At 53.4% G+C, this 18,038-nt stretch carries 22 protein-coding genes; 17 read left to right on the forward strand and 5 right to left on the reverse strand.

Annotated features, from left to right (window positions below; all coding sequences use genetic code 11):
• Positions 1 to 75 precede the first annotated feature (75 nt).
• Together nikR and ACYOR7_RS01260 are read left to right on the forward strand one after the other, a co-directional pair.
• A complete protein-coding gene (gene nikR, locus ACYOR7_RS01255; protein WP_294808323.1) occupies positions 76 to 528 on the forward strand; it encodes a nickel-responsive transcriptional regulator NikR in 453 nt (150 codons plus the stop codon).
• Positions 529 to 682: 154 nt separating this feature from the next.
• The gene (locus ACYOR7_RS01260; RefSeq protein ID WP_479912897.1) at positions 683 to 1,522 is read left to right on the forward strand and encodes a HoxN/HupN/NixA family nickel/cobalt transporter; all 840 of its coding nucleotides are present in this window, start codon (positions 683 to 685) and stop codon (positions 1,520 to 1,522) included.
• Between the two features lie 30 nt (positions 1,523 to 1,552).
• Here ACYOR7_RS01260 and ACYOR7_RS01265 read toward each other — a convergent pair whose 3' ends face one another.
• From ACYOR7_RS01265 to ACYOR7_RS01275, 3 genes are all read right to left on the reverse strand, one after another.
• Positions 1,553 to 1,945, reverse strand: coding sequence for an urease subunit gamma (locus tag ACYOR7_RS01265; RefSeq protein ID WP_479912898.1), 393 nt, complete (start codon positions 1,943 to 1,945; stop codon positions 1,553 to 1,555).
• Positions 1,942 to 3,093 (reverse strand): agmatinase family protein, encoded by a 1,152-nt coding sequence (locus ACYOR7_RS01270; protein WP_294808332.1) that lies wholly within the window; start codon positions 3,091 to 3,093, stop codon positions 1,942 to 1,944. The genes ACYOR7_RS01265 and ACYOR7_RS01270 overlap by 4 nt, the downstream gene beginning before the upstream one ends.
• A gap of 111 nt (positions 3,094 to 3,204) precedes the next feature.
• Entirely contained in the window at positions 3,205 to 3,954 is a 750-nt protein-coding gene (locus tag ACYOR7_RS01275; RefSeq protein ID WP_479912899.1) for a ParB/RepB/Spo0J family partition protein, read from the reverse strand.
• Between the two features lie 176 nt (positions 3,955 to 4,130).
• Here ACYOR7_RS01275 and ACYOR7_RS01280 point away from each other — a divergent pair, with 176 nt between their 5' ends.
• The 14 genes from ACYOR7_RS01280 to ACYOR7_RS01345 all read left to right on the forward strand — a co-directional run bounded on the left by ACYOR7_RS01280 (position 4,131) and on the right by ACYOR7_RS01345 (position 15,953).
• Positions 4,131 to 4,403 (forward strand): hypothetical protein, encoded by a 273-nt coding sequence (locus ACYOR7_RS01280; RefSeq protein ID WP_479912900.1) that lies wholly within the window; start codon positions 4,131 to 4,133, stop codon positions 4,401 to 4,403.
• Positions 4,404 to 4,482: 79 nt separating this feature from the next.
• Positions 4,483 to 6,009 carry a high affinity choline transporter 1 gene (locus tag ACYOR7_RS01285; protein WP_479912901.1) on the forward strand — a complete coding sequence of 509 codons (1,527 nt, stop codon included), beginning with the start codon at positions 4,483 to 4,485 and terminating at the stop codon, positions 6,007 to 6,009.
• Positions 6,010 to 6,076: 67 nt separating this feature from the next.
• Positions 6,077 to 6,598: a hypothetical protein gene (locus ACYOR7_RS01290; protein ID WP_479912902.1), complete on the forward strand. Its 522-nt coding sequence runs from the start codon at positions 6,077 to 6,079 to the stop codon at positions 6,596 to 6,598.
• 197 nt (positions 6,599 to 6,795) lie between these two features.
• The gene (locus ACYOR7_RS01295; protein ID WP_479912903.1) at positions 6,796 to 6,966 is read left to right on the forward strand and encodes a hypothetical protein; all 171 of its coding nucleotides are present in this window, start codon (positions 6,796 to 6,798) and stop codon (positions 6,964 to 6,966) included.
• Between the two features lie 4 nt (positions 6,967 to 6,970).
• Positions 6,971 to 7,534 carry a hypothetical protein gene (locus tag ACYOR7_RS01300; RefSeq protein ID WP_479912904.1) on the forward strand — a complete coding sequence of 188 codons (564 nt, stop codon included), beginning with the start codon at positions 6,971 to 6,973 and terminating at the stop codon, positions 7,532 to 7,534.
• A gap of 75 nt (positions 7,535 to 7,609) precedes the next feature.
• Positions 7,610 to 8,086, forward strand: coding sequence for a universal stress protein (locus ACYOR7_RS01305; protein ID WP_479912905.1), 477 nt, complete (start codon positions 7,610 to 7,612; stop codon positions 8,084 to 8,086).
• Between the two features lie 55 nt (positions 8,087 to 8,141).
• Positions 8,142 to 9,194, forward strand: a complete 1,053-nt coding sequence (purM, locus tag ACYOR7_RS01310; RefSeq protein ID WP_479912906.1) for a phosphoribosylformylglycinamidine cyclo-ligase — start codon at positions 8,142 to 8,144, stop codon at positions 9,192 to 9,194.
• A 54-nt stretch (positions 9,195 to 9,248) separates the two neighbouring features.
• The gene (locus ACYOR7_RS01315; RefSeq protein ID WP_479912907.1) at positions 9,249 to 10,838 is read left to right on the forward strand and encodes an elongator complex protein 3; all 1,590 of its coding nucleotides are present in this window, start codon (positions 9,249 to 9,251) and stop codon (positions 10,836 to 10,838) included.
• Positions 10,839 to 10,840: 2 nt separating this feature from the next.
• Complete coding sequence (gene lysS / locus ACYOR7_RS01320) at positions 10,841 to 12,481, forward strand: lysine--tRNA ligase (RefSeq protein WP_479912908.1); 1,641 nt, start codon at positions 10,841 to 10,843, stop codon at positions 12,479 to 12,481.
• 44 nt (positions 12,482 to 12,525) lie between these two features.
• Positions 12,526 to 12,942 carry a hypothetical protein gene (locus ACYOR7_RS01325; RefSeq protein WP_479912909.1) on the forward strand — a complete coding sequence of 139 codons (417 nt, stop codon included), beginning with the start codon at positions 12,526 to 12,528 and terminating at the stop codon, positions 12,940 to 12,942.
• A gap of 41 nt (positions 12,943 to 12,983) precedes the next feature.
• Entirely contained in the window at positions 12,984 to 13,640 is a 657-nt protein-coding gene (locus tag ACYOR7_RS01330; protein WP_479912910.1) for an HAD family hydrolase, read from the forward strand.
• Positions 13,637 to 14,593 carry a DHH family phosphoesterase gene (locus ACYOR7_RS01335; protein WP_479912911.1) on the forward strand — a complete coding sequence of 319 codons (957 nt, stop codon included), beginning with the start codon at positions 13,637 to 13,639 and terminating at the stop codon, positions 14,591 to 14,593. The genes ACYOR7_RS01330 and ACYOR7_RS01335 overlap by 4 nt, the downstream gene beginning before the upstream one ends.
• A gap of 66 nt (positions 14,594 to 14,659) precedes the next feature.
• Positions 14,660 to 15,430 carry an SDR family NAD(P)-dependent oxidoreductase gene (locus ACYOR7_RS01340; RefSeq protein WP_479912912.1) on the forward strand — a complete coding sequence of 257 codons (771 nt, stop codon included), beginning with the start codon at positions 14,660 to 14,662 and terminating at the stop codon, positions 15,428 to 15,430.
• A gap of 178 nt (positions 15,431 to 15,608) precedes the next feature.
• Positions 15,609 to 15,953 carry a P-II family nitrogen regulator gene (locus tag ACYOR7_RS01345; protein ID WP_479912913.1) on the forward strand — a complete coding sequence of 115 codons (345 nt, stop codon included), beginning with the start codon at positions 15,609 to 15,611 and terminating at the stop codon, positions 15,951 to 15,953.
• 417 nt (positions 15,954 to 16,370) lie between these two features.
• On the opposite strand, the gene ACYOR7_RS01350 is transcribed toward ACYOR7_RS01345, so the two are convergent.
• The gene (locus ACYOR7_RS01350; protein ID WP_479912914.1) at positions 16,371 to 17,018 is read right to left on the reverse strand and encodes a hypothetical protein; all 648 of its coding nucleotides are present in this window, start codon (positions 17,016 to 17,018) and stop codon (positions 16,371 to 16,373) included.
• A gap of 466 nt (positions 17,019 to 17,484) precedes the next feature.
• On the opposite strand from ACYOR7_RS01350, the gene ACYOR7_RS01355 reads away from it, so the two are divergent.
• Positions 17,485 to 17,628, forward strand: coding sequence for a hypothetical protein (locus tag ACYOR7_RS01355; protein ID WP_479912915.1), 144 nt, complete (start codon positions 17,485 to 17,487; stop codon positions 17,626 to 17,628).
• A 12-nt stretch (positions 17,629 to 17,640) separates the two neighbouring features.
• On the opposite strand, the gene ACYOR7_RS01360 is transcribed toward ACYOR7_RS01355, so the two are convergent.
• Entirely contained in the window at positions 17,641 to 17,985 is a 345-nt protein-coding gene (locus ACYOR7_RS01360; protein ID WP_479912916.1) for a P-II family nitrogen regulator, read from the reverse strand.
• Positions 17,986 to 18,038 lie beyond the last annotated feature (53 nt).

Genomic DNA, 18,038 nt, shown 5'->3' on the forward strand with positions numbered 1-18,038 from the left:
GCTTGGTGATAAATTTAAGATAAAAAGTATCACTCTGTTAAAACTTTAAAATTGCTCTGCGCCATAGAGAGTGCATTGCCAAGGCGGCATTCACATTCGCACAGCCACCGTAAAAAAGAGCCGGTCGAGCGCATCAGCATGTCCCTCCCGCCCGGACTGCTGTCAGAGTTTGACAGGTCGATGAAGAGCGCCGGGTTTTCAGACAGGTCAAAAGCAATACAGACCGCCCTGCACTCGTTCATAGCCCAGTACGACTGGGACGAGGGCGAGGACAGCCGGAACGGCGCGGGTGCCATAATGATGCTGTACGACAACCACGCGTACAACCACGACTCCGAGTCCACGCACATACAGCACCACTACGGCGACGTCATCAGCGCCTCCACGCACCTGCATCTCGACCACGACAACTGCCTAGAGACTGTGATGGTGAGAGGCGAGATACGCCGGATAAAAGAGCTGGCCAAAAAGCTCTCGGAAAACCGCGGGATAAAGAGTCTGAAGGTCCATTTTGTGCCCGTGATATAGGGCGCTTTTGCATTCTACGCATCGCTTTCCAAGCGGGCTTGGTAGTTTACAGATAATGATGGCATGTTTTTATACATGCACGCAAATTAAAGTGCATGACACCAGTATTACTAGTAGTCAAAACAGTAATACGGATGGCTGGAGGGCGTTGCAGTTGGTAGAAGGCGACATCGCGACTCTTGTCGCTGTCTCTGTGCCTACAATGATACTGCTTGGCCTGCGCCACGCACTTGACGCCGACCACATCACGGCCATAGACAACATGGTGAGGCTTCACAACGCCTCGCGAAAATCCCGGTGGGTCGGCGCCGGCTTTAGCGTCGGCCACATGATATCTGTGCTTGCCGAGATGGTGTTCATCATTTTTGTCATTGGCGGCATCGCCGGCGCCGATGCGCTTGCGTTCTGGGGCGGGATAATCGGGGCTGCGGCGCTTGGGACGATAGGGGCGGTCAACATCTATGCCATGAAGAAATGGGGCAAGACCGGCTCTGCAATCCTCGCAAGCAAGGTGCTGGCAAGGACAGGCTCTTTCAACCCGTTTGCGTCGTCGCTCATCACGGGAATGGTCTTTGGACTCGGTTTTGACACTGCGACCCAAATCTCGGCAATCACGCTGTCGGCGGTGGCGTCGGCAGCGCTTGGCGTGCAGGTAGCCCTTGCACTTGCAGGGTTCTTTGCTCTCGGCATGATCCCGCTCGACACGCTTGACAGCATACTCCTCCGTTCGGCGCTGTCGAGGATATTTGACACCCGGGGATTCAGGTACATGTCCTACGCCCTGAGCGGCGCCACGATGACCGTCGCAGCCCTGGCCACGTACGAGAACCTCACCGGCGCCGAGGTGGTTCCAGAGATGACTGGGCCTGTTCTAGCAGGCGTGATAATTGTCGCGTCGTTTGGCTACTCGTACGCCGCAAGGAGAAAGGCAGGCCGCGCAGACCCGATGACCCAAAAGGATAACACAACTGACCCGCACAACCATCACCAGTGAGCAGGCAGATTCTAATTTTTTAAAAACCGATTAGCCAGAGTTGTTGGCCATTACATAACCTGAAATGGAAATTGGCTCTTTCAAAGTCACCCATTCCCTTTTCCCATCCACTATGGCGTCAAACGTGATAATCCGTAAAGTTTCCGGGACGCCTATCATCACCCGGTCCGGCGAAAGGAGCGACTTGGCATCTTTTTCAATCTCGGCCGGTTTTTTCTTGGCGCGCACCTGTGTCACCACGAAATACGCGTACAGCAAGAACGCCTCGTTCACATTCAATTTCAGGTTCCTGTCCAGCTTGTCCTTTGCCATCTCTATAGAATGTTGGAAGATAAGTTCGTCCGTCGAATCAGTGTATTGAAAAACCCTGGCAAGGGAAGCCGCGTCGGGCTCGCCCCTTGCCACTGCCTTGATGTAGATCACTGCCTCTTCGCCTTCGGGCCGTAGCTCAGCGGCGGCCTCTTTGGCACCTTGGCCTTGGGGCCGTTGCCAAAGTCGTACGTGTGGCCTTTACCTCGGTAGAGGTTTGGCCTCACCGGCGTCCCTTCAGTCTTGCCCTTCTTTGTAAGCGACAGGCCGGCGAGCAGCTCGACAATCAGCCTGTTGGCAAGGCCGGACGTGATGCCGCCGTTGTACGAGCTTCCGTCGCTTACGTCATAGTTGGGCGCGACTTCGACGAGGTCAAACGCGAACCTGTCCGGGTCAAATGACGTGGAAAGCAGGCGCATGAGGCGCATACCTTCCCTCGAAGTCAGCCCGTTTGGCTCCGGCTCGCCCGTCCCCGGCGCATAGGCTGGGTCAAACGTGTCAATGTCCCAGCTGATGTACACGGCATCGACGTTGTCGTTTGCCCTGTCGGCTGCCTCTTTTGCAATCTTGTCAATGCCCAGTTCTTCAACGTCGAGCATTGTGAACCACTGGAAATCCTGGTCTGCCATCCACTTGTAAAGGTCCGGCCCCGGCCAGTAGCCCCTTGGACCGATGAGGGTGTAGTTCTTGCCCTTGAGGCACCCAAGCTCCATAATCCTGCGTATGTGGGCGCCGTGGTCGTACTTGAAGCCGGTCAGCCCTTGCGGCGCGCAGTCGGCGTGCGTGTCGATGTGGATCATGCCAATGTTCTTGTATTTTTTCGCAAAGGCGCGCACGTTGGCAAACGTGATCGAGTGGTCGCCCCCAAGCATCACCGGGATTCCGTCAATGTCAAGCACCTCCTTGACCTTCTCCGTCATGCGCCTGTGCGACTCTACTACGTCGCCGGGCGAAATGTTCACGTCGCCATAGTCGACTGACCTGAACACTCCAAACGGGTCGACGCCTGTCTCTATGTTAAAATGCTCGTACGGCGGGGACGGGACGGTCGAGGCCGCGCGGATTGCCCTTGGGCCGTACCTTGCCCCCGGGCGGATGGTGGTGCCAAAGTCGAACGGCTCGCCTATTATTGCGACGTCCGGCCTGACCTTGTCCAGCTCTGCCTTGCTTCTGAGCCAGGGCAGCTTCAGGAAGGTTGGTATGCCTACAAAAATCGGCTCGTCATTTCCCTTGTACGAATCACCGTAAAATTCCATTCCCATGCTTTTTCAGCACCTATAAGTAATTAGTAAGTATATTTTAAATATTGCTAAGTAATCTACGTGCCATTTTTTGTGCATACACGCACCAAAGAACGTAATCTACGTGGCGCTTTACTGTACGTGTTTTGAAAGGATGTTCCTTGCATAGTCGGTGACGTCAAGGCCGCTCTCCTCCGCTTTTGCATTGAGCTTTTCCCACAGCTGCTTGTCCTGCTTTCTCCTGGGGTCAAACACTAGGCGCACCGTCAGCAGGCCCTTTGGCGCCCCGCGCTTTACTCCTGCTTCTGCCATCTCTTCCTGGAGCCTGCCCTCGTGCGCCGCGACCACTAGTCTCTCCTGCACGGCCTTTGGCTTTCTTGCTATCCTGATGGCCTCGTACGAGGTTATCCTGCCCTGTTCTATGTTGTCCTGCAGCACCTGCGGCAGCGACAGTATGCTGAGCCACTCGCTCACCGTGCTCTTTGGCAGGCCGTATTTTGCAGCTACGCCTGTGATGCCTGATTTTGTGGTGTCGACTAGCCTCCTTACCATCCTTGCCTTTTCAAGCGGCGACAAGTCCTTTCTGATGAGGTTCTCAAACAGCGATGCCGCCTCTGCCTCTGCTCCCTCCAGCTCGGTGACTACGGCCGGTATCTGGGTCTCGCCCTTGGCGCTGAGCGCAAAAAAGCGTCTGCGCCCTATCAAGAGCTTGTAGCGCCTGCTCTTGTCATCAAAGCGAACGACGACTGGCTGCAGCAGATCGAACTTTGACAAGTGCTCCTTGATGAGCCTGTCCTTGTCGTCCTCACCAAAAGAGTGATCCTTTCTGACGTTTTCCTCGGCTATGTCTATCATGTCGACAGGGATGTTCTTGACCTGCATCGCAGAAGTATTAGTAATCTACGTATTTATAAATTATCCTGCAAAACGCCTTGGACAATGATGATCCCGGAAGTCTTTTCCAGTCAGCTGTAGTCTACGCATCATGTAAGGAGGCTAGATACGTAGTTTACAGTTTTTATCTCAATGCTTATATCGTTCGCAGGCACCTTTGAAGCATGAAAGGAAGCGCGCCCCGGGTTATCCGCGAGACGGCCGGCGCGGACAGGACTTTGATGAAGACAACCTTCCTTAGCTATTACATCTCGATGTACAACGCGGTGAATGAAAAGGTCGGCTACCAGAACTCTCCTGTCACCGTCGACGAGATCTATGATTTCTTGCAGGACCTAAAGCACGAGGCGGGCGAGCCTATTCCCGACATCGCCAAAGAAGACATCAGCTTTTCCTTCCACGTCCTGAAAATGCTGGGCATCTGCAAGGGCCCCTGATGACAATAGCGCGTTCGACAGTCGAACTCTTTCCGTCCAAGCAAGTTTTATATATTTACTAAATATATACAATAAGGGTATGGCTGGGCTGGATGGATTTGGAATAGCTATTGCGGCGTTCCTCGTGCTTTCGCTTGTCGTCGGCACGCTGACGTCGAGGCTCGTGAAGAAAAGCAGCAAGAGGTACATGGTCGCCGGAAAAAGTCTGCCCCTGTTCTTTGTAGGGACAATGCTTGCCGCGCAGTCCATCGACGGCAACTCGTCGCTTGGCAACGTGTCGCTCGTGTACCAGTTCGGGTTCTGGGCAGGCGCGGCAATCCCGATAGGTCTGGGAATATGTCTCATACTCACGGGGACCGTCTATGGCAAGAGGCTGAACAAGATGGCTCTTTTGACACTGCCTGACTTTTACTACAGGCGCTTTGGCAACGGCGCCGAGGGCATTTCCGGCGTGCTCATGATGATAAGCTTCATCGTGCTGGTCGCCGGCAACTTTGCGGCAAGCGGCTTTATCCTGCAGGCCGTCTTTGGGATCTCGCTTTTCTGGGGGATGCTCATAGCCGCGCTGATAGTGCTCGTATACACGTACGCAGGCGGCCTCTTTTCGTCTGCCTACACCGACATTTTCCAGATATACCTTGCAATAGGCGCGTTCTGGGCCGCGTTCCTGTTCTTTGCAGGCGGCTTTTACGGTGTCGACTTTGGAACCATACTTGGCAACGCCCCGCCCCAATATCTGGACCTGTCGGGTCTCCTCAACCCGGCAAACGGCGCGTATACCAACTGGGCAAGCATAATGGCCCTTGCCCTCGGCGACATCGTGGCGCTGGACTTTATGGAGCGCGTATTTGCGGCAAGGGACGGCAAGACCGCGCAGCGCGGCGCGTTCATGGGCGCCGGGCTCACCCTCTCCACGGTCATCCCGACCAGCATGATGGGCATAATCGCGCTCTTTGTGCTCCCAAACATTGCAGATCCGTTTACCGCATACCCAGAGCTTGCGATAAACCACATGCCGTTTCCGATAGGGGCCGCGCTCATGATGGGGGTGCTTGGCGCGTCAATGTCTACTGCCAACGGCGGCCTTCTTGCCATATCGTCGGTCATGTCGAGAAACATCATCCAGCGCGACATACTGCGCAGGATGCTGAAACGACCCGGCATGGAGGACAAGAAGCTGCTCATGACCACGCGCCTGTTTACGATCCCGATGATGGTCGCGGCGTTCATCCTCGGCTATATTCTCCCGCAGCCGGGAATCTACCTCGTCCTTGCGTTTGACATCGTGTTTGCTGGCGCGTGGGCCCCGCTGACTCTGGGGCTGTTCTGGAAAAAGGCCAACATGCCTGCCGCAATCACGTCGCTCATCGTGGGCTCGGCTATCCGGCTCTTGCTGTTCCTGACAATTCCTGCCCAGTACGCGGGCCTGGACACAATGATACCTCCGCCAATATCGTTTGCGGCATTTGTCATAGTCGCGCTTGCAACGCAGAAAAAGTACCCCGGCGAGCAGAGGCACGGCGTCATCGACTATGTCCCGCCGGAGGAAGATGTCGTCAGGGGCGAGGACCTGAAGGGCTATGTGGAGCCTGTCAGGAGGCAGTAGTAGTAGGCTCCACAACCTATTTTTTGTAAAAAAAGGTTATCTAGCAGCAAGAGAGCTTGAATCCTCCATGCCGAGCCAGGGATACGCCACGATAGGTCTAAAGCCGGCCATCTTGGCAAAACTGCAAAAGATAACCGACGAGTACTATCCCGGCATGTTCCTTCCAAGCGCGCTGATAATATTGATGAATGAGGTAAAGCGCGGCTACTACACCGTGGACGCGTGCGCAATCAAGGAGGATTTCGGCGGCCGCTACACGTCGCTGACGATACGGTCGGACGTCAAGGCGTGGATTGACGAGAACTTTGAAAGATACAAGGACGAGTACAACCGCAAGTACCGCGCAAGCAGCTTTACCCAGTTCGCAAGCTACTTTATGCTCAACATGTTCGAGTCAAAGGCCAAGTCGCAAAATTTCATCGTGAAACTAAAAGAGTCGGATTTCCGCTGGCTGGAAGAGGAGTACCAAAAGCGCAAGCAGGAATACCGCCAGAAATATTCCGTGTTCACGTTTGATCAGTTTGCCGACATTTTCCTGAGGGAGCTGCTCGACAGGGTCAGTGAGGCAAAGAGAGTCCTGAGCCTGTAATACAGTGCGTGCGTAGTTTACAAATTTCATCTGACACGCCACGTTGCAATAAATATGCTGATTGAATATTGTTGGTATGATAATTCTTGCATCTTGTATATTATAATACAATATTTCCGTAGCATAATATTTGCAGTTTTCCTTATTATCATATAACCATGGTTTATATGCAAAGGGCTGCTGCATTGAAACACTGTATGTTCGAGGAAGCAATCACGATTGTAGCGATAATCGGCGGGAGCGCAGCTGCCGTCTGGTATGCCAAGAGCAAGTTCCAGCCGGGAATCGAGCGCGACCTTGAAAGGATTGAAAGCACGACGTACGAAAGACCAGAATCATCCTTCTCAAGAAAGCACAACAACCAGTAATTTTTTGACACTTTCTTTTCAAGGCAAGATTGAAAAGCAAGCGGCACCTACTACTATGATGCTCTTTAACGTCAAGCCGGTCAAGGACGTTTTGCAGGTAAAAGCCGAGATCGAAAAGATAATCGCGGCGCAAAAGCGCGGGAGCGCGGATGACATGTCTGCCTTCCGGGGCGAAATCGACGAGCTGACGTCGGCGCTGACGGAATTCTATCCTGAATGGACAAAGCTCCCTGTAGTGTTCAGAGTCGCAAGGGTGCTACTACCACCACAACAACAAGGCAAAGAAACGACAGCCGTGTACAGGGAAAACGTGGTGCTCCCAGACATCAAGCACGACCTTGAACTGATATTGAAAATGTTGAATCACATGCGCAAGGAAAAGGGCCTGCCGGAAGTCAACATGCCGCTTTTTGCGCAGCCCGATGAGATGGCCCTTGCGCGCAAGGAGGGAAAAAGCGACGTTTCGCCCGGCGAGATTTCGTCACAGATGGCAGTCGTGTTCCAAAAGGGCGCGATAATTTGGCTGGGGTTTGTTTTCGGCCGCGACTATGTGCTCTTGCAGAACTGATACTGATGATGATGCTGATGCGTAATCTACGGCTAAACGGGCCAGATTTTTATACATCGCCGCAAGATGATTATCATGACTGGTGCCGACTCGCCGTCCATAAAGAAGATCCTAGTCCCTGTTGACGGATCGCCCGTTTCGCTAAAGGCAGCACACTATGCCTTGCACCTTGCAACGCTTGAAAACGCCAAGGTGGTGGTGATGCACGTGCTTGAGGGGGTCAAGCAGGGAGGCGCCATCGGCCTCCAAGCGAGGTACGGCAACGTCAAGCTCGTCGAGGGTTTTGAAAAGGTAAGGACGCAGGCCGCGGAAAAGTGGATAGGCGAGATAATAGACCTCGGCAAAAAGCACGGCATCGACGTGAAAAGCGAAGTTGTGACGGACGACGGCACGTCAGAGGAGGGCATGATAATAAAACATGCCAAGGAACACGGCACCGACCTTGTAGTCATCGGGTCTAGGGGCAGGTCAAAATTCAAGCGCCTTCTTGTGGGCGGGGTGGCAAACGCGGTGGTAAACCTCTCGCCCTGTCCCGTGCTTGTCGTGCGCTAGCCGCCTTTTCGTTTTTGATTACCTATAATAAGCGCCAGAGTCGACTCTAGCCTGTTTGGAAAAGAAAGGGCTGACATACCGCGACGCCGGAGTCGACGTCGGCAAAATCCGCACCGCGCAAAAGTCGATAGGCGACATCATTTCAGCCACGTACAAGATGGCCTCTGCGGGCAGGGTGCTCTCCGGCTTTGGGCACTACGCCGGCCTAGTCCGGCTCGGCTCGCAGACGCTTGCGCTGCATTCCGACGGCGTGGGAACGAAAGTGCTCGTCGCACAGCTCATGAACAAGTTTGATACCGTAGGCATTGACTGCGTCGCAATGAATGTGAACGATGTCGTCTGCGTCGGGGCAAGGCCGGTGGCGTTTGTGGATTATATCGCGCTCAGGCAGGCAAACGAAAAGCTGCTCGAGCAAGTCGCGCACGGTCTGGTGGAAGGTGCAAGGCAGTCGCAGATGGCAATCGTGGGAGGCGAGACTGCGGTGCTGCCGGACCTGATATCGGGAGAGGAGAATGCGTTTGACCTTGCCGGCACGGTGCTCGGGGTTGTACAAGATGGCAAGCCGCTTCTTGGCGGCGCAATAAAGCCGGGCGATGTCATCCTCGGCGTGGAGAGCAGCGGCCTGCATTCAAACGGCTATACCCTTGCGCGCAAAATACTGCTGTCGAAATATTCCGTGGACGATACCGCCGAGCACCTAGTCCAGACAGTGGGCGAGGAACTGCTGGTCCCCACTCGGATATATGTAAAACCTGTTATGGAGCTTTTCAAGAAAAAGATAGCGGTGCATGGCCTTGCCAATATCACCGGAGGCTCGTTTACCAAGCTGCCACGCCTGAACAAGAACGTGCAGTACTGCCTCGACGACCTGCCTGCACCGACGGGCATATTCCGGCAGATACAGGCAGACGGCAATGTGGAGACAGGGGAGATGTACCGCACGTTCAACATGGGAGTCGGCTTTTGCGTCATTGCGCCAAAGGCAAATGTTGAGCAGGTAATTCACACCTTCAAGAGATACAAGATGGGCTGCAAGGTAGTCGGCAGAATAGAGAAAGGCGCAGGCGTCGTCGCAACACTGGAAGGAAAGAAAAAGCAGGCACTCTAGAGAGAGAGAGCCTTCCAAAAATTAATATGCGAACAAAGGCATTTTTGAAAAACATTGCTTGCCGCAGCAGCCGACTCTGACCCGAACTACCAGCAGGCGTGCAAGGCCATAGCCGCACGCGTCGAAAAGCAGTCGCTGTCGGCCGGCGAGGTGCGCCAGGTTGTAAGAGAAGTCGCGTCTTCCTTCCACCTGTCGACAATGCCGAAAAACGAGCACATCATGGGCTACCTACCTAAAGACAGCAGATATCGAAAAATGCTGATGGTCAAGCCGGCCAAGACCGCCTCTGGCGTGGCAGTCATAGCGGTGATGCCAAAGCCGTACGAGTGCCCCCACGGCAAGTGCATATACTGCCCCGGCGGCATCGAGTTCAACACGCCGCTTTCGTACACCGGGACAGAGCCGGCCACAAAGGCTGCGCAGAAATTCCAGTTCGACCCGTACGAGCAGGTATCGTCAAAGATGAAGCAGCTGCAGTCGCGGGGCCACGACACGGGCAAATCCGAGATGGTCATCGTAGGAGGGACGTTTCCTTTCATGCCCGAGGGCTACCAGCGTGAGTTTGCCAAGTCCTGTTATGATGCTTTGAACGGTTTCAGGTCGAAAACCCTGCAGGAGGCAATGGCCGCAAACGAGCGTGCACAGAACCGCTGCGTCGGCTTTACCGTCGAGACAAAACCAGATTATTGCAAAGAGCCGCACGTCGACCTGATGCTGGAGCTAGGGGTCACGCGCGTGGAAATCGGCGTGCAATCATTGGATGATAGAGTCTACAAACTTGTGAACAGGGGCCACATGCTTGATGACGTTGTCGATGCGTTCCGCATCGCCCGCGACTCGGGCTACAAGATAGTGGCGCACATGATGCCCGGGCTCCCGGGCTCTTCGCCGGACAAAGACATTGCCGATTTCAGGCGATTGTTCGAGGACGAGGCATTCAAGCCGGATATGCTCAAGGTCTACCCGACGCTCGTGCTAGAGCACACCGGCCTGCACCAGCTCTACAGCGCCGGCAAGTACAACGCATACTCTGACGACGACCTTGTCGGCGTGATTGTTGAAATGAAGAAACTGGTGCCAGAGTATGTGCGCATAATGCGCGTCCAGCGCGAGATCGAGTCTGACGACATTGTTGCGGGGCCAAAGAGCGGCAACCTGCGGCAAATAGTGCTTGAGCGTTTGAAAAAGGACGGCCGCAGCTGCAACTGCATAAGGTGCCGGGAGGCCGGCTTGCAGAAAAGGTATCCCGCGGAAGGCGACGTGATGATGAAAAGGACGGATTACGTTGCGTCGGGCGGAAAAGAGGTCTTTCTCTCGTACGAGAGCGCCGACGGCAAGACCATCCTCGGATTTTTGCGCCTGAGAAAAGTAAACTGCCCGCACAGGCAGGAGCTAAAAGACGCCGCCATAGTCCGCGAACTGCACGTGTACGGGCAGGCGCTTGGGGTCGGCCTTGACGCCAATTGCTCGTCTTACCAGCATCGGGGCTACGGGATGAAGCTCATGCAGGAAGCAGAAAGGATTGCTAAGGACGAGCTTGCCGCGGGAAAAATCCTAGTCATCAGCGCGGTCGGGACAAGGGAATACTATAAAACACGACTAGGATACCGTCAAGACGGGCCTTACGTTTCAAAGGTGCTATAGACATGAAAGAAGATAATCAACAGCAGCAGATTGTGATTGGCAAGGGCACGTGGCTTGACAAGGTAGCGGACACGCTGGTAAAGAGGGAGAAAAAGCTGGGCCGCAAGCTCGACCTGATAAGGGTGGAAAGCGGCCTTGGAGCCTCCGGCATCCCGCACATTGGAAGCATGGGAGACGCCGCCAGGGCGTACGGAATTGCGCTTGCTCTGCAAAACATGGGCTACAATGCTGAGCTTATCGCATATTCTGACGACATGGACGGCCTGCGCAAGATACCCGCCGGCCTGCCCGACTGGCTCAAGGAGCACATCGCAAGGCCCGTTTCGGAAATCCCGGATCCTTTCGGCAGCTGCCACGCGTCGTACGGCGCGCACATGAGCAGCCTGCTCCTTGACGGCCTTGACAGGGCCGGGATAAAATACCGCTTCCAGAGCGGGCGTGAAGCCTACAAGTCTGGAAAACTCGTCAACCAGATAGACAAAATATTGCAGAGCAGCGAAAAACTTGGAAAAAAGATAGCCGAGTTTGTGGGCCAGGACAAGTACGTAAATGTGCTTCCTTATTTCCCGGTATGCTCTAGTTGCGGCCGGCTGTACACGGCGGCCGCAGAAAAGTACCTGCCCGGCGAAAAAAAGGTGGCGTACACCTGCAAGGGAAGCCGGATAGGCAAGAACGAGGTCGCCGGCTGCGGCCACCACGGCGATGCAGACATTTCAAAAGGCGAGGGCAAGCTTGCCTGGAAGGTCGAGTTTGCAGCGCGCTGGCAGGCGTTTGACGTCCGGTTTGAGGCGTACGGCAAGGACATCATGGATTCCGTCCGGGTAAACGACTGGGTCTGCGACGAGATAATTGGATATTCGCACCCGCTGCACGTGAAATACGAGATGTTCCTCGACAAGTCGGGCAAAAAGATAAGCAAGTCCGCCGGCAACGTTCTGACGCCGCAGATGTGGCTCAGGTACGGCACGCCCGAATCAATACTGCTATTGCTGTTCAAGCGCATCGCCGGCACGCATCACGTCGGGCTTGAAGACGTGCCGGCCCTGATGGACGAGTACGACTCGTACGAGGACCTCTACTTTGGCAAGGTAAAGGAGGACAACTCTGCAAAACTGACCAAGATAAAGGGCATATACGAATACATCAACAAGCTACAGCCGCCAAAGCAGCCGGCGCCACACGCGCCCTACCGCTTTCTCGTACAGCAGGCGTCGATATACCCCGGCAGCGACCCTGACAGGCTTGAAAAGGTGTTTGCGAGCTTGGTAAAGTACGGGATGGCCAAGGAAAAAAGCGACGCCATAATGCGCAAGATCCAGCTAGCCGCAAACTGGGCGGACGACAATGCCAGCAGCCCCGACGAAAAGTTCGAGGTGCAACTGACAGGCAGCCAGCGCAAAGCAGTTACCGAGCTTCTTGACATCCTGAAGGAATTCTCTAGCGTGCAAGAGACGCCAGAAAATGCCAAGGTCCTGCAATCAAGGGTGTTTGACATAGCCCGGGCAAACGGCATGGAGCCAAAAGAGTTCTTTACCCTGCTGTACAGGATGTTTCTAAACGCCGACAGGGGACCGAGGATTGGCAACTATTTCCTCGACCTGGGCGTAGAGCGTGTATCTTCGGTGCTAAAGCGCTACCTCTAGCGTGCAATTTGCTTAAATAGAGTAACAGCCAAGGTACATCGGCCTTGGTGAACCGCAAGTTTGCAGACAAGCCGCCCATGATAGCCATCCGGGGCGCCTGCATCGACTTTGAAAAAGAGCACGCTAGGATAATGGAGTTTATCGGCGGCTTGGAGTGGGGCGCGCACGCAAAAGGAAACGTCGAGTGTTCGTCTGCCGGCAAGGCCCTTGGGTGGGACTTTTTCATGCTGTATTTCGAGCCGGATTTCGTCGAGGTGCTCCTTGACGTCTACCCTGAAATCAACAAGCAGGAGGCAAACACCATCGAGGATTGCTTTGTGCTCTGGCTCGCAAAAATGATGAAAAAGAAAAAGCTGGACTATAACTTGAAGCTCAAGGATGTCCCGTACGAGCAGACGCAGGGTTTCAGGCTCAATCCCGACCACTATCGGAACGACGAGTGGATGGAAAGGTATCGCTAGCCGCAGCGTCAAATTTATAGCGCATCCAAGTCTTTTCTGTCGTGCGCGGAGTAATCTTTGACCTTGACGGCGTGCTCGTAAGCTCGATGCCGTCGCATTCGCAGTCGTGGGTTGAAGCGTTCTTGAACGTTGCTAACGTCAGGATAGAAAGGCGCACTCTGTACGTGCTTGAAGGGATGCGCGGCGCAGAACTGACAGAGAAAATACTCGCAGACCACAATTCGGACCTGTCGCTTGCCAAGAAGGTTATTGAGGAAAAAGACCGTCTCTTCAAGCAAAAGGAGCGGCCAAAGGCATTTGAGGGTGTGAAAGAGATGATAGAAAGCCTTGCATGTTTGAAGGCGGTAGTGAGCGGCTCCAACAAGCACGATGTCGAGTCGGTTCTTGACGAAACGATCGGGAAAGAAAAATTCGACGTTATCATAACGGCAGACGACATCAAGAAGGGCAAGCCCGATCCGACGGCGTTTAACACCGCGCTTTCAAGACTGCGTGTGTCATCCAAGGACGCAGCAGTGGTGGAAAACGCGCCCCTTGGCGTGCGCGCTGCAAACAACGCTGGCATACAGTGCTACGTCGCCCTGAACAACACGCTGCTTTCCCGCACCGACTTTGAAGGCATCATCCCAAAAGACAGGATATTTGAAAAAACAAGTTCATTAGAGGGCCTGCTAAAGGAGATGTGCAGACGGCAATGAAGGTTTTCATATTTTCCCACGAGTCAGACCTCGACGGGCTCTACTCTGCCGCAATTGGCCTGATACGCTACCCGCAGGCGGCGACAGTGTTCCTAGGCTACGGCGTGGAGAACATGCAAAAGATGGGCAATTTTCTCTATTCCGCCACGCATTTTTCAAAGGAGCGCGGGCTTGTAATCGTCGCGGACCTCGGCCTGAATGACGACGCGATAGAGACCTGCCGACAGATATTTACAGACGCGTCGCGCAACGGCTGGAAGCTGATGTGGGTCGACCACCACCCATGGTCGCAGGCCGCAATCGACGCGGTAAAAGAGTACGCGGAACTGGTTCACGACCCGTCTGGAAACAAGTGCGCTGCAGACCTGATGTATGAAAGGCTGGTGCCGGAAAACGACCTTGCGAAAAAACTGGCGAGCATGGCGCACACTATGGACTTTTTCACAAAGGACCAGTACCTCACGCCGATAACGGAGCTGATACGCTACTACCAGAATTTCCCTGACTTTTACGAGCGGCTCGCAGCCCTTGCGAAAAAGTCAGCCAAGGGGATACTGTGGGACACGGACATGCACGAGGACTATGTTCGATATTCAAAATTGCGTGACGAGGCCAAGGTGCAGGCGCTCTCGACATTGCAGGTCAGGACTGTAGATAGTGTAAAGGTGGCGTACGTCCAGGCGTCGCCGTACCTTAACAGCAGCCTCTTTTCAGAGGAGGTGTTTGCGGCGACCGGTGCCGACCTAGCCATGTTTTACAGCGCAAAGGGCAAGGTGAGCATACGCCGGAGCAACGACCGAGTCTCATGCCGGCAGGTGGCCTCGTACCTGCCGGAGGGAGGCGGCCACGACTATGCGGCGGGCGCGACGTTCAAGAGCGACCCTTCCGACATTTCTGCAATCGTCGCAGAGCTGGAGGCGGCCGTTGCAAAAGCCATCAAGAAGGATAAATAGCAGCCGCATTAGCCCCATCTGCTTTCAAACACTTTAAAAGTTCAATCCGCCAATTAGCCGTCATATATGGTCCTTAAAGGCAAGGTTGCTATCGTCACTGGTGCTGGCGGCGGTGTTGGGCGGGCTATAGTAAAGAGGCTGGTATCGGAGGGCTGCAAGGTCGCACTCATCGGGAGGAACCGCGACCGGCTTGCCAAGGCGGCGGCCGAGGCGGGAGACGACAATAAGAAAAACAGCACCCTGGCCATTGCGGCCGACATAACCAAGGAGGCCGAGGTGTTAAGCGCGGTCGAGCAGACCATCTCGTCCTTTGACAGAATAGACATCCTAGTCAACAACGCGGGCAGCATAAACGACCCCGTCTGCTTCCACGAGATGACCGAAGACCAGTGGAGCGAGCTTGTCGACACGAACCTGATAGGCACGTTCCAGATGACCAAGGCCGTCATCCCGATAATGATGAACGGCAACAAGGGCGGGAGCATCGTCAACGTCTCATCGACGCTTGGCATACGCTCCATACCCAAGGTGCCGCTTGCGGTCTATGGCGCGACCAAGGCCGGCGTGATAATGTTCACAAAGAGCATCGCAGTGGAGTACGGGCAGTACGGGATAAGGTCCAACTGCGTAGCGCCTTCCACCATCCGCAGTTCCATGATAGAGCCGTACCTGCAGGATGAAAACGCCAAAAAGGTGCTAGAATCAACGTTTCCGCTGCGCAGGATAGGCGAACCAGAGGACGTGGCAGGCGCAGTCGCGTACCTAGCGTCGGACGACGCAGGATGGGTCACTGGGACTGTGCTCATGGTCGACGGCGGCGTAACTGCCAGGCAGTAAAATAGTGTAACAAAAACATCGGAACCCTAGTAAACAGCGGGACGATCAAGTCGCCGCCGTCATAGCTGCGGTGACTTTCTCCTCATTTTTGCGCTATCATAAAACAAGGATTTTGTGATAAATTTCTAGTTTTGCAGTTTAGCAAGGCTTATTACGTTTTGCCGACCTTTATCGAGATATGAAAAGGCTGGACCTGATAATTCCACACGAGCGTCTCGAAGAGGTCAACGAGATCCTCCACAAGCACAAGGTGGGCGGCATGTCGTTTTATGATATCAAGGGCAGGGGCCGCGCAAAAAGAGAGCCAGTCGCGGTAGGGAGAGGCGTAATGCGCTACGTGCCAGAGTTCGGGTTCCGCACAAAAATCGAGGTGCTGGTCGCCGACAAGCTGGCCAAGCCGATAATCGACGACATCATGAAAACGATAAGCACCGGCTCGGCGTCTGACGGTAAGATATTCGTCTACGACGTGGCAGAGGCGTACGACATCGGAAGCAAGGAAACTGACGATGAAGCTCTTTAGATAATCTCACCTGCAATTTTCCATCTGATCTCTTCATGGAGCATGCGGGTAAGAAACATAACTCTTGACCCGCTAGGATGTGCTGGCACTTCATTAGTATAAGGTCAAGCGGAAGAAGCAGTGAGGTATCTCCCCGAGCAGAGTAAGAGTGTACTCAGGATATCTGATGACGCCAGAATAATGAAAGTGTGTATTAAATGCTAATTTTTCTTCACTCTCTTCACACGTGCTTGCCAATTTATTTGCGACAGAAGACTATGATTTCTATGACCGTGCAATAGGCAAACCGCTAGTCCTTATCGCACATGGCTTACATATGAGATGCTTGATCGTGCCTCCACTGACGAGCGGACCTGCCTTTTCAAATACCTTCGCAATCGAATGCACTTCGCCGCAAACGGTGCATCTCAACTTGCATCAGCCCTCAGGCGGGCCAATCTCGACGTCTTTTAACATTAACTTGAGTGTAGTAATCGCCTTCTCAAAAGCTATGTCGTCCAGCAACTCTATCGTCTCACCGGGCTTAATGCAACCATTTTTCTTGAAATCATCATCGTATCGCCTAAGCTTGGGCTTGGCATTTGCATCATAGAACTTGAGGATCTCTGATTGGAATTCCACCGGGTCGCAATCCTTCTGTTTGAGGTACTTCCTATATTGCGTCTCAACAAACTCTGGATCATAGCCATGGTCGGCTATAATGTCAAAAGGCTTTTTGCCTGCTTTGAACTTTGTATAAATGATCTTCAGGCGTTCATCCTCTTCTCTACTTGATGCTGTTGGGGCTACACCTCTAGCCTCGTTTGTAGCAATCTCGCTGTTGACGATGGTTGCATCAGCTCTGGAGGGTCCTGCGCCGTTTCTTTCTTCCGTTATATCTGCTTTCTTTGGGGTACTCATGTTAGAAAACGGAGTGCTTTTTACCCCTTTTGCACGATCGCGTTCGACAACCCTTTTCACTGTCCTCTCATCTTTACCTGTCGTTTTGGCCACGTCCTTAAAGACCGGTCTTATTCTGTATTCCTCAAGAATCTTTTCTATCATTTCAGGGGTTAGCTTTGGCATTAACTAGTCGCCTATGATGGTATATTGATATGCCATTATTATTCATTAAATGACCATAATCTCGCATTCTCCAAACATGCTGACATACGCATTCAATACGAAAATTTGTGCACCTCATGTTATGCAATGCTGGCTTTGATCTACAACTTCTTATACTGACATTTGACTGCATGACGTTCCTTTTATGGCGTTTAACCGCGCATGATCACCTCTTGCGCACATGTTTATGCGTTTAGGAGCACAAAGTATCATTTAACGACATGTGTCATCGTCTTCGTCATGCGTCTACTCTATCCTTTCATGCAACAGTATCTGCAGCTCAACCCTTTTTCTACATAATATAACAAGGCAGGTATAGCAAAATCCGCCGTTACTCTAATTCTTTATAACGGACAGATACACCTAATTGGTGTAATCTCTAGAAGAGAAGAAAAGAGTTATAATCTTGCGCGCTCTAAACATCGACATGCAAACATTTGAAGAAGATGGCAAGAGGACGATGCCGATATGCTTCACCCCCGACCAGCTGAAGTTGGTCGAAGAGTATGCCAAGAAAAAGGGCATGCTGAACGCAAGCCAGGCTATCGAACAGCTGCTGGCTTCCAACTAATTCTTTTTTAGATTAAAGAGCCGATTCTCCGCGCTTTTTCGTCCCCACGTCCACGACATCTTCAATGTCGGAGACGAATATCTTGCCCTCGCCCTTCAAGCCCGAGCTGGTGCTTTCAAGTATCTTTTGGATGACCTTTTCTGCCATCGCGTCCTTGACGACTACCATTATGGTCGAGTTGACGTTGAACTCGGGAGTGTAGGTGCCTGTTCCTCTGCCGGAATGGATCTGGGGGCGCGGGATCTCGCCTCTGCCCTTTGACTCGAAATACGTGATGCCGCCAAGCTCGAGCTCCTTGAGGGCGGCAAACGCCCTTTCAATGCGCGCATGAGGGACCACGGCTTCAATTTTCTTCATAATCTATATACCCAAACACGGGGTAGGGAGTTCTTTTATTAAAATATTTTGTA

It is taken from the genome of Candidatus Nitrososphaera sp. 86-2, assembly GCF_056726185.1.

Coding starts and splice junctions, on each gene's coding strand:
- ACYOR7_RS01270 (WP_294808332.1), bottom strand. CDS start 3,093: ATGGGAATGGAATTTTACGGTGATTCGTACAAGGGAAATGACGAGCCG.
- ACYOR7_RS01275 (WP_479912899.1), bottom strand. CDS start 3,954: ATGCAGGTCAAGAACATCCCTGTCGACATGATAGACATAGCCGAGGAA.
- ACYOR7_RS01280 (WP_479912900.1), top strand. CDS start 4,131: ATGAAAGGAAGCGCGCCCCGGGTTATCCGCGAGACGGCCGGCGCGGAC.
- ACYOR7_RS01285 (WP_479912901.1), top strand. CDS start 4,483: ATGGCTGGGCTGGATGGATTTGGAATAGCTATTGCGGCGTTCCTCGTG.
- ACYOR7_RS01290 (WP_479912902.1), top strand. CDS start 6,077: ATGCCGAGCCAGGGATACGCCACGATAGGTCTAAAGCCGGCCATCTTG.
- ACYOR7_RS01295 (WP_479912903.1), top strand. CDS start 6,796: ATGTTCGAGGAAGCAATCACGATTGTAGCGATAATCGGCGGGAGCGCA.
- ACYOR7_RS01305 (WP_479912905.1), top strand. CDS start 7,610: ATGACTGGTGCCGACTCGCCGTCCATAAAGAAGATCCTAGTCCCTGTT.
- lysS (WP_479912908.1), top strand. CDS start 10,841: ATGAAAGAAGATAATCAACAGCAGCAGATTGTGATTGGCAAGGGCACG.
- ACYOR7_RS01335 (WP_479912911.1), top strand. CDS start 13,637: ATGAAGGTTTTCATATTTTCCCACGAGTCAGACCTCGACGGGCTCTAC.
- ACYOR7_RS01340 (WP_479912912.1), top strand. CDS start 14,660: ATGGTCCTTAAAGGCAAGGTTGCTATCGTCACTGGTGCTGGCGGCGGT.
- ACYOR7_RS01345 (WP_479912913.1), top strand. CDS start 15,609: ATGAAAAGGCTGGACCTGATAATTCCACACGAGCGTCTCGAAGAGGTC.
- ACYOR7_RS01350 (WP_479912914.1), bottom strand. CDS start 17,018: ATGCCAAAGCTAACCCCTGAAATGATAGAAAAGATTCTTGAGGAATAC.
- ACYOR7_RS01355 (WP_479912915.1), top strand. CDS start 17,485: ATGCAAACATTTGAAGAAGATGGCAAGAGGACGATGCCGATATGCTTC.
- ACYOR7_RS01360 (WP_479912916.1), bottom strand. CDS start 17,985: ATGAAGAAAATTGAAGCCGTGGTCCCTCATGCGCGCATTGAAAGGGCG.